The 17,898-nt window shown below is 48.7% G+C and carries 11 protein-coding genes; 8 read left to right on the plus strand and 3 right to left on the minus strand.

Annotated elements, in window-relative coordinates; translation table 11 throughout:
- Positions 1-892: 892 nt before the first annotated feature.
- The 3 genes from QGP82_RS20040 to QGP82_RS20050 form a co-directional block, all read right to left on the minus strand.
- Positions 893-3,424, minus strand: coding sequence for a CHAT domain-containing protein (locus QGP82_RS20040; protein ID WP_163670649.1), 2,532 nt, complete (start codon positions 3,422-3,424; stop codon positions 893-895).
- 296 nt (positions 3,425-3,720) lie between these two features.
- Entirely contained in the window at positions 3,721-5,526 is a 1,806-nt protein-coding gene (gene ggt / locus QGP82_RS20045; RefSeq protein ID WP_499060776.1) for a gamma-glutamyltransferase, read from the minus strand.
- A 29-nt stretch (positions 5,527-5,555) separates the two neighbouring features.
- Positions 5,556-7,622, minus strand: coding sequence for an NAD(P)H-quinone oxidoreductase subunit 5 (locus QGP82_RS20050; RefSeq protein WP_250565463.1), 2,067 nt, complete (start codon positions 7,620-7,622; stop codon positions 5,556-5,558).
- A gap of 305 nt (positions 7,623-7,927) precedes the next feature.
- Here QGP82_RS20050 and QGP82_RS20055 point away from each other — a divergent pair, with 305 nt between their 5' ends.
- The 8 genes from QGP82_RS20055 (at position 7,928) to QGP82_RS20090 (ending at position 17,840) form a co-directional block, all read left to right on the plus strand.
- Positions 7,928-9,940 (plus strand): mechanosensitive ion channel domain-containing protein, encoded by a 2,013-nt coding sequence (locus QGP82_RS20055; protein WP_499060777.1) that lies wholly within the window; start codon positions 7,928-7,930, stop codon positions 9,938-9,940.
- 364 nt (positions 9,941-10,304) lie between these two features.
- Positions 10,305-11,456, plus strand: a complete 1,152-nt coding sequence (locus tag QGP82_RS20060; RefSeq protein ID WP_499060778.1) for a hypothetical protein — start codon at positions 10,305-10,307, stop codon at positions 11,454-11,456.
- Between the two features lie 381 nt (positions 11,457-11,837).
- Complete coding sequence (locus QGP82_RS20065) at positions 11,838-12,818, plus strand: AAA family ATPase (RefSeq protein ID WP_499060779.1); 981 nt, start codon at positions 11,838-11,840, stop codon at positions 12,816-12,818.
- Positions 12,819-12,821: 3 nt separating this feature from the next.
- The gene (locus tag QGP82_RS20070) at positions 12,822-14,159 is read left to right on the plus strand and encodes a DUF58 domain-containing protein (RefSeq protein ID WP_499060780.1); all 1,338 of its coding nucleotides are present in this window, start codon (positions 12,822-12,824) and stop codon (positions 14,157-14,159) included.
- A 170-nt stretch (positions 14,160-14,329) separates the two neighbouring features.
- A complete protein-coding gene (locus QGP82_RS20075) occupies positions 14,330-15,304 on the plus strand; it encodes a hypothetical protein (protein WP_499060781.1) in 975 nt (324 codons plus the stop codon).
- A gap of 593 nt (positions 15,305-15,897) precedes the next feature.
- Positions 15,898-16,977: a calcium-binding protein gene (locus tag QGP82_RS20080; RefSeq protein WP_499060782.1), complete on the plus strand. Its 1,080-nt coding sequence runs from the start codon at positions 15,898-15,900 to the stop codon at positions 16,975-16,977.
- 230 nt (positions 16,978-17,207) lie between these two features.
- Positions 17,208-17,516 (plus strand): hypothetical protein, encoded by a 309-nt coding sequence (locus QGP82_RS20085; RefSeq protein WP_163696231.1) that lies wholly within the window; start codon positions 17,208-17,210, stop codon positions 17,514-17,516.
- A gap of 117 nt (positions 17,517-17,633) precedes the next feature.
- On the plus strand, positions 17,634-17,840 hold the full coding sequence (locus tag QGP82_RS20090; protein ID WP_250565017.1) for a hypothetical protein: 207 nt from the start codon (positions 17,634-17,636) through the stop codon (positions 17,838-17,840).
- Positions 17,841-17,898: the final 58 nt, after the last annotated feature.

Consider the following 17,898-nt stretch of genomic DNA (forward strand, 5'->3'; position numbering starts at 1 on the left):
TGATTTATCCCTAAATCAGCAACGGCAGTTTTTCCTATCTTTAAATGCTCCTAGGATTGAGTGTTTAGATTCTGCTAAGGGATTGCTCTGAGGGATCTTTCTAGGGGCTATATCTATCTACCTATCATGTATATGTATTAACGCGATTATGATGATCGCCTAGGGTGCTACCTATTAGATTTCACTATTTTTTTTCTTTAAGCTGAGTGAAGTATTTTTCCAAGTTTGGAACAAGCCTAGTTGCTAAAAACTGAGGTGTTTATACTGAAGGAGAAAGGCTTCCAGTCGAAGATTATAGATAGTAAAGATAGTAAGAAACCTCGAAGTTATCAGTTTAGATATAGGTTTACAAACAGTATTTTGAGTGGTCAAGTCATTGTCTAATCAATAGACTTAGGTCATATAGGTGGTGTGTTATTTCAAATACTGTTGTTTATCTGTATCTGATCCTTATCTGGTCTTCAGTTACTGTTCTCGTTTGTTTTGCTGAGTCGCTCAATAATGAAATTCCCCCTTTGGCCTTACCTCCAACAACCGGTTTTTAGCTCTGATCACAAAACATTCTTTAGTCCATTCAAGTTTTGGCAACAACATAAGATCCAACATTTAGAGCGGTGTTGGGAAAAAGAATATCGTCAGCATGGAAAACTTAACTAATCCAGCCTTCAAAAATCCTTTACTTGCAAGGGAAAAAACAACCAAACAACATTGTTTGATTTTTGACATCACTTACTGACTTAATGTCAAAATTTTCTAACAAAATAATTTGTTCTATGCAGCCTAAAGGCATTTGTGAAAGTATCAGCAGACGCCTTTAGGTTGCCAAGTTATTTGCCCAATACTGTCTACTTATTAATTCAAATCTAAAGACCAGTTTGAACGGTCGAAATGTTTAATTTGCCTGACTGATGTAGCTGGCAATTTTTTGTCGGGCTTCTTGCCAATCTTGTAACGCTTTTTGAGACCATAGCCAGTGGAATGATAGATGGTTGGTGACATCTTCGTCACTAGCCGACTCAATCACATCTTGCCAATGGCTAGCAGCAGTGGCTAACAATGGCAAGCTATCATCATCTGTTAATCCCTGCTTGGACTGTTGATAGTAAGCCATGGCCAAACCAATTTGTGCATGCAGCTTAGTAGGCGCATTTTGAAGATCGACATCTTGAGGAATCTGCCCCAGGGTGACAATGGGAATGTCATAGTCTTGCCCTGAACCTAGGGCATTTTTCCAGGTTGCGATCGCATCTTCCCAAAAACCACTTTCATAGTAAGCAAACCCCAAGGCAACCTGAGCATCTAGCCAGTCAGGCTGTGCGTCCAAAGCATCTTTCCATGACCTTGCTGCTTCTGCAGGCCCGATGGAATTATCAATAGAGGGGTTTTGATTCATTAACGCCCACTGTAGTTGTCCTTTGGAAAACAACAAGGCAGGATCTTCAATCTGGCCTAAAGCCAGCAGTTGATTGAGAGCCTTATCTTGGTCACCCACCGCTGCCATCTCATTAATGGCCATGACCGCACTTTCAGGGTTACCACTGGCGATGCCACTAATTGCCAGCAACTCAGATGAAGGGGGTGTCGTGGTGGGTTGAGAGGATGGCGGCTCAAACCACTTAAAGGGATCGTTAATACCCACACCAGCAACGGCAATAGTAGCGGCTAAAGCACCAATACCAATGGCAAGCTGACGTTTGCGCCGTCCTGAAGCTTGATCTTTAACACTACGCTCAGCCAACTGAGGCACATTGTCTTCGGGAAGTTTCGCCCCATAAGTTGTACCATCGTCGCCATGGTCATAGATGCTAGCCCCATCATCTGACTCAGCGAGGGGGGGCGAGTCTGGCTTTTGGGGTAGTTGATCATGGAGATCTAACCCTGGCGTTTCTAGGGTTTCGGGCAGCAGTGATTCATCGACCTCCGCTAGTGGCACTTCATCAGACGTTGACGCTTGAGACAGCTGCTCTACCAGTTCCGTCATTGTCGAAACGTCTTCTTCGTTGTAATCAAGGATTTCCTCAAGTTCTACCGTTTCAACGACGCTGTCTAAATCTATATTCTCTAGAGCATCAGGATCTGTCGCTGAGCGTTTTGGCACCACAATAGCAGCATCAACCGCCTTAGGGGGGTGTTCTTCCAATGCCGCTAAAGCAGTCTCAGACTCACTCAACAACTTATCAAGGGCACTGTTGTGGTTACCAGGTTTACTGGCAAGATAGCCATCAAACCCAGGCTGCATATATAAAATTGGCAGTGCCCAATAGCTATAGTTGGAATCGTGGGCCGAGATCAGCCCCTGGCGAGTACGGTTAAGACATAAATCGATGGGATTGCCTTGCTTTAAGTTGCGATAGAGCAAGCGGGTAAACGTAATGGCCACATCGTCAGGAATGCGCTCGGCCATAGCAATCACCCCAGGAATGCCACGATTGACCAGGGCATTGGCCAGGTTTTGCTCATGCCAACCCAACTCAGAACCTTGGCCCTGGGAATAGGCTCCCCGACAGGAGTTGAGAACGGCTAGTTTCACACCATTGTTGGAAAGCAGCCCTGCTAGGTCTTCACCGCTGATGCGTTCGGTGAGTCCTGTCTGGCGGCTGACAAGATAAAGATCGCCACCAGCATTGCCTAAATTACTATGGCCGGCATAGTGCAACACCTGGTATCGACCATGTTCTAACGCCTGGGTCAGTTCACTGCGGTCAGGCTGTTCTAAGACTGTCAGCTGCACGTCCAGTTGCTGTTTTGGCAGCAAGTTATAGTCATCTCCAGAACGCATTGATAAGGGATGCAGCTCATTTTTCAGGTGATTAGCTTCACGGGCCAGTTCTAAACGATCCTGATCGTTGGGTGCAGCAATCACCATCAGGACGCGCAGAGGCTGATCAAAATCAGGCACCGTTGCCACCGGACGGTCATATCCCTGGCGTCGGCCTAGATGGTAACGAGAAAATGTGACATCGGTACCAGTCCCCAGGGGCCGATCGCCTGCATGTAAGACTTCCCAAGGGAGCTTTTGCAGCTTTTCCCCCTTTAAACCAAGGCGCAGCCGCAGGGGAGAACGGCGATGTTGGGCAATCCCTTGGGCTGTCAACCAGCTATCGCGTAAGGCTTTATCAAAGACGCTGTTATAAAGAGCCTGACCTAGACTAACGAGGGTTGGTGGCTGACTGCCAGACGAATCATCGTCACCGTCTGAAGAAGAATGTACATTTGAACGAAATGCCCAGCGCTGGCTCGACTCGCCCTTGAGGATCCCTAGCAACGGATCATGCATCAGGTTAGATGCCTCTGCTAGCCAGCTATCAATGGGCCAGTGAAACTGTTCTTGCGCCAAGGGGACACCTGGCGCAACTTGCTCTGTGCGCACCAGGTAGCGGTTATCACCGACGGCTGTAATTGATATGTCAAACTCTTGGAGCACTGTTAGCAGATCGCGTCCCTGTTACGTTTAATTTTTGCTTTCTATCTGATACCCCTGACGCCCCTAGGCCGTTTTAGTATCCCCAATAAACCACCATAACGTGTCGAAATGGATACGATGCCCCGACAAGATGCAGTTATCTAACTGTCTACATGGCTTTGGTGCCCACATCGGATAGACAACTATCAGCCGATACACTTGTCATCGCCAATGATTGAGGACTGCTATGTATCCGGCATCTTATGTATTCGGCATCCTATGTATTCGGCATTCCATAGGGTAACCCATTCCAAAGTTTAATTCACAACCATGGCGGAACCACCTCCGCGTCGCCTGGGTTCCGCAACAGCCTGCATCGCAGTGCCATCAGGCGATACCTCTACACCAGTAGCCGCCCCAATTTCCTCCACCGTCCGAAACTGATGGCCTAACTGTTCAAGTAAGTTCACATTAGCAGTTGCAACTTGATCAACGGTGGTGGTACTGCCATTGCGTTGGGAGAAGCGTGGAGCGCCAATGGCTTCAGGCAAGGATAAATCAAAATCAATTAAATTAGTAGCGATGCCAACGACAGTGGTAATGATAGTGGAACCACCGGGACTCCCAAAGGCCAAAATTCGACCATCCGGAGCAAAGGCAATGGTGGGAGACATACTGCTGCGAGGTCGTTTACCCGGTTCTGGCGCATTGGGGTGGGGCACAGTCGTGTCAAAATCTGTGAGTTCATTGTTGAGGATAAACCCATAGCCAGGGACGACAATCCCAGACCCACCGGTAGATTCAATGGTTAGGGTATAAGAAACAACATTGCCAAACCGATCGGCAGTCACTAAGTGGGTCGTCGATAGCCCTTCTTGGCCATTGGTAACTGCTACCTTAGGTGCTTGGGTGAGACTGGGGCTAGGGTCGGTTTGATAGGGTAGCGGATTACCAGGTGTGGTACAGGGTTCAGCAGCCCTGTCCGGAAGCTGGCGACTGGCAATGTAATTGGCATTGAGCAACCCGGCTACGGGAACATCTACGTACTCAGGATCGCCAAGGTAGGCGTTGCGATCGCAAAATGCCAGCCTTTCCGCCTCGATCACCCGATGCAGCGCCTGACTGCGATCCAAGCTGCCCAGATCGCTAGACTCCAGCAGTTTAAGCGTTTGAGCTACCGTGATCCCACCGCTACTAGGTAACCCCATGCCATAAAACTGATAGCCGCGATAGTCACTAACCACGGGCGGTCTTACCCGCACCTCGTAGCGGTCTAGATCGCCTAGATCCATTGCCCCAGGGTACACAGTAAATGGAGGCTCATTGACGGTCGGTGGTGACTGTACGGTCTCCACAATCGCCTGGGCAATGTCACCTCGGTAAAAGCTATTAACGCCCTGGTTTACCAGCAAGCGATAGGCCTTGGCCATGTCCGAGTTCTGAAACCGTGAACCAACGACTGGCGGTTCGCCGTTTGGCAAATATAACTGCTGCGTAGAGGTAAATGCCTCAAATCGTTCCTGGTTACGGACTACTTGCTGAACAAATGTTTCATCCACGGTAAAGCCAGACTCCGCTAGCTCAATCGCTGGAGCCAACGCATCTGCCAGGGATAGGGTGCCATAGCGAGACAGCGCCGTTTGCCAATTGAGTGGCGTCCCTGGCACACCGACGGCCAGACCGCTACTTATGCGATTTGGGAAAAACGGTAAATTTTCCCCTGTGGGACTTTCTGGATCGCGGAACAAATCAGCGGTTACTGCCGCTGGAGCTTCCTCACGACCATCCAGGGTAATCACCCGGTCCTGGTCATGGAGGTAAATCACCATAAAGCCACCGCCACCGATACCAGCGGAAAAGGGCTCAGTTACCCCCAGGGCAGCAGCGGTTGCCACAGCCGCATCCACCGCATTCCCCCCCTGGCGTAGCACCTCAATGCCAATGCGACTGGCAGCTTCATCGACTGAGGCCACCGCACCGCCAGCACCATTGGCCACAGGAACTTTACCCCCAGACTGGGCAAAACTGGTACAGGCAAAAACCAATACCAGGCAAATGGCACAACACCACAACCACAAATAATTCGTAGGGGCGTTGTATACAACGCCCCTACGAATGTTCATGGGATTAAATAGAGGTTCCCGCATTCAACCTAGGTCAAACCTGACAATAGAACTAATCCCAACACAGCTCCAAACACAATCAGAGCGTAGAATTGGGCACGACCGGTTTCCAGGTATTTCAGCCCCTCACCTGTAATCAGCGTGACGAAGCCAGTTAGGTTAACGATACCGTCCACTAGTTTGACGTCCATGGTAAGGGCAAATTTAGCAATTTTGCGACTGCCCTGGACAAAGACCACTTCGTAGATGTCATCGACATACCACTTGTTGAGGGAAAAGTTGTAGAGGGGTTTGATCTTGGTTGCGATCGCACCCGCATCTATCGTCTTCGTCACATACATCAACACCGCTAAGGTAATACCCACGACCGAGATCGCCACAGAACTACCTGCCATCACAGCAAACTCATGCAGGTCTACTTCTTCCGCCAGCTCAGCAACAGTAACCACTTCACCAGGGGCAGAAATAAACGCCTCAAAGTAATTGCCAAAGGGCGTACCCACCAGACCCACCAGAATCGAAGGCACTGCTAAGAGAATCAAAGGCAGAGTCATCGTAATCGGTGACTCATGGGGCTCAGACGCATGGTGGTGATCGTCATGGTGGTCCTCTGCAGCCATGGGCATTTCCTGAGTACTCATGGCACCAGGGCCGAGGGAAGCGCCCATACTCTGGAGATTCTCAATGCGCAGTTGCTCTTTGATGTCACCGTTAGTCCCGCGAAATTCCCCTTCAAACGTGGAGAAGTACATACGGAACATATAAAACGCAGTGATACCGGCGGTTAACCAACCAATGGCCCATAGGAAAGGACTGACCTGGAAAGTGGAACCCAGAATTTCATCCTTAGACCAGAAACCAGCAAAGGGAGGAATACCGGAAATCGCCAGGGTACCAATTAGGAAGGTAGTGGCTGTAGCTGGCATATATTTACGCAGACCACCCATCAGACGCATGTCTTGGGCATAGGTGGGGTTGTGGCCAACCACACCTTCCATACCGTGGATCACAGAGCCAGACCCCAGGAAGAGCATGGCCTTAAAGTAAGCGTGGGTCATCAGGTGGAATAGACCAGCGCTGTAAGCACCCACACCCATGGCCATGACCATGTAGCCCAGCTGGGACATGGTGGAATAGGCCAAACCTTTCTTAATATCGTTTTGCGTAATGGCGATTGTGGCCCCCATCATGGCGGTGAAAGCCCCCACGTAGGCAATGGTTGTCATTGCTACAGGGATTTCCTCAAACACCGGATACATGCGGCCAATCAAGAACACCCCAGCTGCCACCATGGTGGCAGCATGAATTAGGGCAGAAATGGGTGTGGGGCCTTCCATCGCATCCGGCAACCACACATGTAAGGGGAACTGAGCCGACTTGGCCATGGGTCCCATAAAGACCAGAATCGCAAATAAAGCAGCGATTACACCCGGTAAACTGCCAACTTCCACCATATGGGTCAAACGCTCACCCATAATGTCAAAGTCAAAGCTACCCGTGGCCCAGAAAATGCCGAGCATACCCAGCAACAGCCCAAAGTCACCTACGCGGTTGGTGACAAAGGCTTTCTGACAAGCGTCAGCAGCTGGTTTGCGGTTATACCAAAAACCGATGAGCAAGTAGGAACACATGCCCACCAGTTCCCAAAATACATAAACCTGTAGCAGGTTAGGACTCATCACCAGCCCTAACATGGAGAAGCTAAACAGGCTCAAGTATGCATAAAACCTGACATAGCCAGGATCGTGAGCCATGTAGCCGTCGGTGTATACCATCACCAGAAAGGCCACGGTGGTCACAATCACCAGCATCAGTGCAGCCAGATGATCGATGGTGTACCCCATCTGCAGCTTAAAGCTGCCCGCCGAAGCCCACTCAAACATAAATGAGTAGGGCTCGTGACCATTCCATTGACTCCAGAGGATGCCGAATGACATCACCATCGCCACCCCAACCAGGCTGACGATAAAGATTGAACTAGGGGTACGCAGCTTGCTTGTAGCGTCGCTGTAGCTGATTAGACCCACACCGACAATAGCTGCACCGAGGAGTGGCAGTACTGGGATGAGCCATGCATATGAATAAAGAGATTCCAAGGGTTCCATAAGTTTTTTTGGTGCCTGCCCCACACGCTAGAGTTGGCAAAACCGCCTACATTCTTACACATGAGAGCTGGACTATTATCCAACTTCTGACGGACCTTTCTTACAGGACGTTGATTTTTCCTTGAGCAATCAATCACTCAAATTGGTACAACGCAAGTAAAACGAGGGCTTCTGTTTAAGCGGGTTTGAACAAGGTTGCGATCCTGAGAAAAAGGTTATTTTTTACGACATCGCTGAATGGTTTAGGTTTCTTGATGTTGGATGAGTAAGTTCACAACAAGGATTGATAAAGCCCAATGGGTCATTGGCGATGGGGAGGGAGGGTGAAGCGAACAGGGCAATGGGCAATGGGCAATGGGCAATGGGGTAGGTGGACACACCGTACCCTCTGGGTTAAATATTTTTTCCGCATTGCTATCGTCACCCTTGTGCTGCTGGCGAACATCCTAGCGTTGCCGATCATGGCGCAAACAGGGGCGCAACCAATGGCGCAAAAAGCTGATGTTGTTATTGATGGTCGGGTGTTGTTCCAGCTGCGCAGCATTGAAGATATCAGTGCCGAGGAACGAGCCGTTTTTGCGAACCAGGCCCTATGGCAGGTGATTGACAATGCTGATCAGCAGCCAACACCAGCACCGATTCGAGTGCGGACACGAGAACGCGATGGTCTAGTAACGCTCAGGGCTAACGGTCGTCATTTGCTCACGGTGACCAGTGGCGATCTGATGGCTGGAGTGCTACCCGAAGAGCGGGCTGAGCTGTGGGCTGAGATTTTGCAAGTAGCTTTGGATCGAGCCCAGAAAGAACGGCAGCCTGATTATCAGCGAAAAATGGCCTGGGTAAGTGTGGGAGTGGTTGCGATCGCACTCCTCTCTTGGGTGCTCCTCTACAACATCCGCCGCTGGCTCTGGCGACGGCAGACCCGCAAGGGCAGACTACCCATGTGGATTTTGCCATCATTGCTGGGTGCCCGATTTTTGGTATGGCTAGCCGCTGGCATCTATGTATGTGAGTTATTTCCTGTAGCCCGGTCTATCCGCTATCGCATCTTTCAATTTTTAGAACGGACATTTACCGACCCCTTATTTGACATTGACGGCCAAGGGTATTCCCTGGTCAGTTTATTTAATGTGGTCTTGCTCACCCTGGCGCTGTGGATTGGGGTGCGGGTTGTCACATCGGCAGTCAAGTCTAGATTTTTGCAGGCGGCGATACCGGATCGGGGTGTACAAGATGCGATCGCCACACTCATGCAGGCCATCCTCACAGGCATTGGCCTTTTTTTGATTCTGCAGGTATTAGGCATTGACCTCAGCGCCTTAGCCATTCTTGCCAGTGTGCTCGGTGTTGGCCTGGGTTTTGGTCTACAGAATATTGCCAATAATGTGGTCAGCGGCTGGATGATGCTCTTTGAGCGATCGATTCAGGTGGGAGACTTTATTAACCTGGGCGACCTGGCCGGAACCGTTGAAAGTATTGGCGTGCGCAGTACGGAAATTCGCACATTAGATCGCGTGTCGATCATTGTGCCGAATGCACAGCTACTGGAAAACAAGGTAATCAACTGGAGCCATGGGCATCCAGTATCGCAACTTCATTTGCCCATGGGAGTGGCTTACAACTCAGATATTCGACAGGTACATACGACAGTGATGGAGGTAGCAAGAGCGCATCCGAGCGTGTTGCAATATCCCCAGCCCCGTCTACGATTTTTAGGCTTTGGTGACAGCGCCCTCAATTTTGATGTACTGGTATGGATTCGGGACCCACGCCTACAATTCGATATCAAGAGTGACCTTTATTACATGCTCGAAGCCAATTTTCGTCGCCACAACATCGAGATCCCCTTTCCCCAACGAGATTTAAACATCCGTTCTCCCCAGTGGGATACAACTATCTGGGCACAACAGAGATCTCAAGCAGGAACTCCAGCCGCCTTAGGAAAGGAAGAAAAACAGCCCCAGGGATTAAAAACCTCCGATTTATTGGCGGATGTTAGAGATTTTTCCAGCCTGTTACAAAATCAGCAGCGTTTACAAGATGCATTATTGGAGCGTTTAGTAAAACAGATGCGCTCGGAGGATGGGTTAAATATTCAGAATCGTCGGTTCCGATTGACGGTGTATCCCAATTGTTTTATTGGCAGTGAAGCCGTAACGTGGCTAGCCAAAACACAAAACGCCACCCGAGAAGCCGCCGTCAGGATCGGCCAGGCCTTAGTAGAACAAGGCATATTTCACCACGTCACCGATGAACATCCCTTCAAAGACGAATACCTATTTTATCGGTTTTACGAAGATGAACCATAAATCTGACAAAAACATACCCCTTAACAAGAGCCTGACTGATAGCTATCGCGTCTCAAGGTTGGCACAAGGCACAGCCCCTACAGGATTATCCATTTTGAATCGGGCTATATGAATAGGAGGGTTTTGGGGAGGAAAGCCCTGAGCAGCCCATTTCACCATGGACCAACCCACAGTATTGTTCACATATTGAAGGATATCGACTACGACAAAATAACCGCGCCGCTTTTACACAAACAACAATCACCTTTGTAGAAAAGTCGCAGATATTGCCATTTCGCACTTCCACAGCAAAAACACTCCGCAAAATGGCTGAGGTAAACTGAATAACTTACCAGATGCCCATCGCCCCTCGGACAAAGTCACCATGTATACCGCATTTCTTGCCCTCCCCCCCTTAGACCCACAAACCGGCAAGACTGAACCACCAAACACGCTTATACCTGAGACAAATCTGGCTGCCCCTCCAGAGATTTTTGAGTTATCCAATACTGCCTCCCACGTAGTGAATAGTGCTACCCATAAGCTGAATAGCACGTTGAGTAATAACGTTACAGTCAGATATGTGGTGGTACCAGCGATGTTTGGTGGTCTAGGTAGCGTTGCATTGCGGCTGATCCAGGAGGGGGGGTCGTTCATGGCTACAGCCAATGCCCAGGCAATGGACACACAAGATGGCACAGAGATTTCAGCACAGGCCGAAACAGTTGCAAAAGAACAGGACAGTGAAGAGAATTCAGAACAAATTGAGCCAAGTTTAGAAGCGGAAGATGACAGCGTATCTAACACTCAGGAGCAACAAACGGCAACAGAAGAAAGCGTCGTCCATGACTTTGTTCCATCTATTCAGTTGGGGGCTGGTTTAGAGTTTTTAATCTTAGTAACTTCCAGCATTTTGTTAGGGGCAGTAGTGGGCTTTATCGGCACCATTCTTAGCTTGGATGGTCCACCGGAAAAGGCGAACAACAAGTCAAAGCTAGCAGCGACATCGCTAATGTTTGCCCTCTTTTTCCCTTCTGTGATTACGGTATTTCAAGAAAATGCCATGTCACAGGCCAAGCTGATCAGGGCAGATGAAGAGAAAACCGTACTTGAAGAGAAAGTAAGAGAAACCACTCAACAGGCAGAAAACCTAGAGGAGGTTGCCCATGATCGCATTATTAATGATATTGAAACATTGGATATTGCTCCTGAAACAACAGAACCATCATTGCCAGATGATCTAGCCCCACTTAGTCGAATACAAGCAACTAACCCAACTGACAGTCAGACTTCTTTGATTGATAGTACGAGAGCGTTAGTTTTGAATGCCACTTCAGACGAAAAGGCACAGGAATTTATCGACAGTATCTTTAAGATTGGCAATGTTGACGATGGCGTTGTAAGGGACCACGCGGTTAGAGCTTTAAGAGAAATCAACGAGAATCCTGCACTATCAGAAGCAGTACAACAGACAGCTGACGAAAAGGCAGAGGAGTTACAAAACACGGTAGCTGACGACTTACAAGAATCACCATAGAAACCATTTTCATAACCAGCTTAAAAAGTGGCATAGCGAAGGGTTAAATGGCCTTGCATATGCCCCTAAGGGGTACTCCATCGCCCACAACCGATGACTAGCATATAATTACTTCCGAGGGTACTACATCATGTATCAATCTAGAAAACTGCCCTGGATGGAGCCAGGTTGCCCATGACTAAGGAGCCAGAGGCTCCGTTGAGTTACTCAGTCAGAGACTAAGCAATAGGGCTTGGTATGGGTATGAGAGCTAAGGGCAATCACGCATCCACCCCTCTACTCATCTACACCCAAAACCAGGAACTTATTGCTGCACGTCTCCTTAGTGACCCAGTCCCAACGTTGCGGTTATCTTGAATCATGGACACTAAGGACCCATTTATGGAATCGTCGACTGTAGAATCAGATTCAGATACTATTTCTAGCCACGCTTCTGGGCAAGCAATTTATACCCGTTTGTCCGAGAATATTCAGCAGGTGGTCAAAGGGCAGACTGCGGCTGTGCGTAAGCTGCTGGCCGCCTTTGTCAGTGGCGGGCATGTGCTGCTAGAAGACTACCCTGGCACGGGTAAAACCACCCTGGCCAAAGCGCTGGCTTTTTCCGTCGATGTTTCCTTCAAGCGGATTCAATTTACGCCTGATTTGCTCCCCTCTGATATTTTGGGCATCTCAATCTTAAACCCCATCGAACAGTCCTTTCAGTTTCACGAAGGTCCTATTTTTGCCAATATCGTTCTAGCAGATGAGGTGAATCGCGCCTCTCCCCGCACCCAATCTGCGCTGCTGGAAGCCATGGCAGAATCCCAGGTCAGCATTGATGGCACCTTGAGAAAGCTAAGCCCACCTTTTTTTGTAATTGCTACCCAAAATCCGGTGGGAGCCCAGGGCACCTATCCCTTACCAGAAGCCCAAATGGATCGGTTTGCCCTGCAGTTTAGTTTGGGCTATATCTCTCCAGAAGAAGAAATGGAGATTTTATCAAGTCAGCTCCAGCAACATCCCATTGACCAGGTTAAACCCTGTCTCTCACGAGATGATATTTTTATCCTCAAGCAACAGGTGCAGCAGATACGAGTCAGCGATGAACTCAAGCGTTACATCATTGATATCGTCGGGGCTACTCGCCAGGCAGAAGGGGTACAGCTAGGTGCTAGCCCCAGGGGAGCCATCGCCTTGATGAAACTGGCCCAGGCACTCGCTCTCTTTGATGGTTACGAATTTGTTTTGCCAGAGCAGGTGCAAGAGATGGCGCTGTCAGTCCTGGCCCATCGGTTGGTCCTCGAACCCCAGGCCCGGTTTTCGGGCCAAACAGCTGATGCGGTGATTCAAGATATCTTAAATGCGACGCCTGTGCCTGCCTGAGCCATGAATCTTTTCTTTTATCGTCTATTTCGATGCTTGGGCTACGGCCTGCGGCAATGGTTTAAAAGGCGATTTACGCCGCTGGGTGTGGGTGTTTTAGTGTTTGCCATCATGGCTGGGCTGGCAGGTCTGGATACCCAGCAAAGTTTGTCTTACCAGGTGTTTGCCCTGGCCTGCTTATTATTGACTGTGTCTATGGTGGCTACAGCCTTTTCACGGCCTCGGTTCCAGGTCAAGCGACGGCTACCGCGCTTTGGGACGGTAGGCTTGCCGTTACCCTACCGAGTAACGGTACAGAATTCTACTGGCAGGGATTTTAGGAAACTGCGACTGATTGAAGCGTTTGCCCACGCATTTCCTAGCTTTGAAGACTATCTTGACATTAGCCGTCCAGGCCGCAAGGATGCTCAATCATGGAGCAAACTAATCGATCAGGCTCAGCGTGCGATCGCACCTGCCGTCGGGATTCCTGTATTGGCAGCCCAGGGCATGACTGAAATCAAAGGTGAGATTACACCCCTACGACGAGGGTTACTACAGTTTGAGACCATGACCCTGGCCTGCCCTGATCCGCTCGGCCTATTTAATGCCTGCGTCAGACTACCCCTGCCCCAATCGGTATTAATCTTGCCAAAGCGCTACCCGGTGCCCTCGTTTCAACTACCAGAACGTCAAGGGTATCAACCGGGAGGATTATCGCTTGCCCTATCGGTGGGAGAATCAGAAGAATTTTGGTCCTTGCGAGATTATCGCCCCGGCGACTCACCGCGCAAGGTTCACTGGAAAAGCTGGGCCAAATTGGGTAAACCTGTGGTTCGAGAAGAACAAGCTGAGTACTTTGTACATCACGCTCTGGTGTTAGACACATTTCAACCGGAGTCATTTAGCGAAATTTTAGAAGAGGCGATCTCAGTGGCCGCGTCGTTGGCCTGTGAAATGCAAAACCAGGAGTCCTTACTGGAGCTAATCTTTTCAGGATTAGGCGGCGGATACGTTACCCTGGGTCGAGGGTTAGGCCAAACAGAACGTATCCTTGAGTTGTTAGCGTCGGTAGTCCCCTGTCAGGATCAGCCCTTTGACTCATTGTTGCCAATCATGCAAAATCGTTTGCCACTATTCAGTAGCTGCATCTGCATTTTACTCACCTGGGATGAGGCGCGCCAGACATTGGTTAAGCAATTACAGTCCGCTAATATCCCCACATGGGTTTTGATCCTGACCCGTGATCGACACACACTATCGCCGATGTTAGAAGATTATCAAAGTCATTTAATGCGAGTTTATCCGTTACCGTTAGGTCACATTCAGCCGGGGCTTCAAACGATATGCAATTCCATATAGCCAGCCTGTGCAGTCTGGCATTGTGCCTGTGGGGATTTCAAACGGGGCTGTGGGGTCTGGTAGTGTCGATGATTTTGTGCATCGAAGGGAGACAGGTGTTCTCCAAGCGCTGGAGGCTCTCTAAAAAGGCAACCGTATGGATTGTGTTCATCTGCATTTCCGCGAGCATTGTGGCACTCCAACTCACGGGTGCTTTCCAGGGCATGCTGCTATTTCTGCCGTTGGCAATGTTTCCACTGATGTTGGCTCAAATCTATACGGTCAACCTTTCTCAGCAGATTCAGGATTTCTTGATGAATCCCTACTTTGCCAAGCGAGGAATTCAGTGGAAACGGCCCTCCTTTGACTTTGGTTATGTTTACTTTGGCCTATGTTTGTTATCAGCCAGTGCCGCAAACGCCAATAGAGTTCTCTTTTATAGTTTAGCTTGGCTGGTGGTTGCCATACTGTTCTTTTACCTGCGGCCTGCAAAATCTAAAGTGATGGCTTGGCTTGGTTTAATATGTTTGGCTGGGGTGTTGGGCATTTTTGCCCATAGACAGTTGAGCCAGCTTCAGTTGGATTATAGCTGGCTCAATGATGGTCGTCGTGGACAAGGTAATGGACAAGGCGGCTATGGACAAGGTAATGAGTTTTCTCAAGGCCCTAAACAAGACAGTCCTCTGGAATTGATGTTACGGAGGTTAGGGGAAAAACTATTCGCGCCGATCCAGGAGCAACTACCGCAAGATCCTAATTCTAGAGTGCTGCTTCTGCTAATTTTCTTAGTTGTTGTCATTGTTGTTGGCCTCTTGATCTGGTGGTGGAGACGACGGCGACAGAAAATGCCGACTACAAGTGAGAGTTTTGAGGTGAGATCGCAACCGGCTCTCCTCGGTATTGATTCAGAGTTTTACCAAATTGAACAGATTTTCAAGCAATTAAAACTGAGGCGCAGACCTGCGGAGAACCTACAGCATTGGCTAGAACGACTTACCGAAAAACTATCTATCGCTCAGGTGGAAGCACTCAAACCCATTATCCAATTGCATTATCGCTATCGTTTTGACCCCGAGGGTATTGATGCTGCTGAGAGAAATCAGCTGAGATCCCTAAGCAAATCCTGGTTAGACAGTTATCGTGTCAGCCAGGATGCTCAAGGGTAGATAGGTGGTGTCCTGAGCGGAGTCAAAGGAATGGATGGCCTGTCCTGAGCGGAGTCGTTGGCGTAGCCTTCCCAAGGGGAATAGGAATGGGCGGATGGGATTTGGGCAGGGAGGTTGGATATAGGGTGAAGAGGGAATTGGTTAGGGGTTGGAGTTGGTTGGAAGTGTTGCGATGCATCGTACCCTACCTGGCACAAGACTATTATGGCGATTAACAAAACATATTTTATTCAGGCCAACCAGTATCTTTAGAAAGCCTTTAAACACTAGTAGATTTTTCATCCTCTCCAGTTCCTAGAGTCCGTACTGTAGATATTCCTACATCAACGGCCTTATTGATCTAGAACGAGGGTGATTTTTTAGCATAAGTAAACTATTTAATCGTGATTTCTACGGTTGTGTTTAACGTAATAAATTAGTAAAGTTATTGATTTTTTGCCAGACTAAGTAATTGTTCTTGCAAATCTCGTTTCGTTAGCTTTATCCTCTCCTGATATTAGATAAGGAGCTATTACCGATTTCCTCTCTATCGGTAACTTATAGAATCGGCACAGGCTCTAAAGCCAATAAAACCGCTATCAGTCGAGAGATACATGAGTACACAAGGGAACGCATCACTTATTGCCGACATTGAACTGGCTCTATTAGCCAAGATTGAAGAAATTATTGGTGATGGTGGAGACAATACACTTTTTGGCAATAAAGAACCAAACAAACTGACTGGCCAAGCGGGCAATGACACCCTTCGCGGGAGAGCTGGAGATGACATTCTTTTAGGAGGCAAAGGCAACGACATCCTATTTGGCGGTCGTGATAATGACATTCTCCTGGGTGGCATCGGCAATGATAATTTGCGGGGTGGAAAAGGCAATGACTCTCTTTTGGGTGGTTTTGGTAATGATCGCCTGGCAGGTCAAGCTGGTGATGACATTATCATTGGTGATGAAAGACTCACCGCCCAAGACTATGATGCCGATGGCTATTTGTTAGATACTACCAATGCTCTCCATGGCAATGATCGCCTAATAGGTGGTGATGGCAATGACTTTCTACAAGATCAATTAGGTAGTGATCGTCTAATTGGCGGAGCTGGAGATGATATTTTGGTAAGTATCAGTGATGCGAATGCTCCGGCTGAGAACACGAGAATTGTTGCTAATCAGGATGATGGCAATGATGTTGATAAACTTGTCTTTGCGAAAAAATTCTACAATCCCGATGGTCTGGCAGCGAATGATAGGCTAACTGGTGGTGCTGGTGCAGACACCTTTAAATTTGACATCCTCATGAACGCACCTGCTGCTATCTATACGCAGCATCTGCAAGACGACGGCCTGGTCAACTGGGGCATGGGAGCTGTTGCTGGGGAAAATGACAACTACCATGACCACTGGGTTGAGAGTATTGGTCGTGATACAATCACTGACTTTAGCGGTACCGGCGGCGAAGGGGACCAAATTATCATTACTGGCCATACTGTCACTTACAAGGTGATCAAGGAGCTAGATGAACGCATTGTGCTTGGTGTTTATACTGATCAAGGCGGGGACGGTGTACGCGGGGGCGGTGCCCATGATCTGGATGTGCTGGGTGTGATTAACGTTAAGCATGACGGTAATTTTAACCTGGCCAACGACGTCACTGTTGTAAAAGCTGATCTAGGCGCATTCTAACCTTGCCTAATGTTTACCTGTAATTGATACAGATGTGGGCTACTACACTGACTGTAGTAGCCCATTTAAAATGGCTAGTTCTCATTGGATATGGGGTGAAGGGGGAATCGGTTAGGAGGCGAAGTGGGTTGGAAGTGGTGCGATGCATCGCACCCTACCCGGCTCAACTATGCAAATGTCAATTACTTAGCGGACGGCATTAGAATAGGCTTAGCCTATGGAGAAGTCCCATGACCACGGTGTTAGAAGCTTTGCAATCTGCGCAATTTGTTGTGGATACCACAGGGCAAAAAGTCGCTGTACAGGTGACGCCCGCAGTGTGGGAGGCGCTTATTAACTGGTTAAAAACTGCAGACAGTGTTCCAACGGTGGAGGAATTATTGGGATTGGCCGACGAAGTGCCACAGGCAAACCTTCAATCTGAGGTTCATGTTGCCCAAGAAGATGCCACGCTGACCTACTCTGCTATGAAGTTATCAGAGTCTTCCTTTGCCAAGGTGTGGGATAACCCGGAGGATGACATCTACAATGACCTATAAGTTTGGGGATGTTGTTTTGGTGCCATTTCCGTTTACGAACCAGGTAACGAGTAAGAAACGTCCAGCGGTCATTGTCATTCAGATGGGTATAATCAGCGGCACATCGATATTGTCTTGATGGGGATTACCGGTCAAACAAGTGCAACGGCATATGCTGATAATGTTGTGATTCAGGATTGGAAATCGGCTGGTCTTTTGAAGCCATCGGTGATTAAGCCAATTGTTATGACGGTGGAAAAGGAACTAATTTTGAAGCAGCTAGGGGCTTTGTCGGAACAGGATAAGCTGTTTTTGGTTAAGTTGTTGACAGAAATCCTGGGCTAGGAGGGCATAGCCGCCCCCCAACTCAAAACTCAACATTCAACACTCAAAACTCACAAAG

The organism is Leptothoe sp. LEGE 181152, assembly GCF_032906605.1.
GTDB lineage: Bacteria > Cyanobacteriota > Cyanobacteriia > Phormidesmidales > Phormidesmidaceae > Leptothoe > Leptothoe turfae.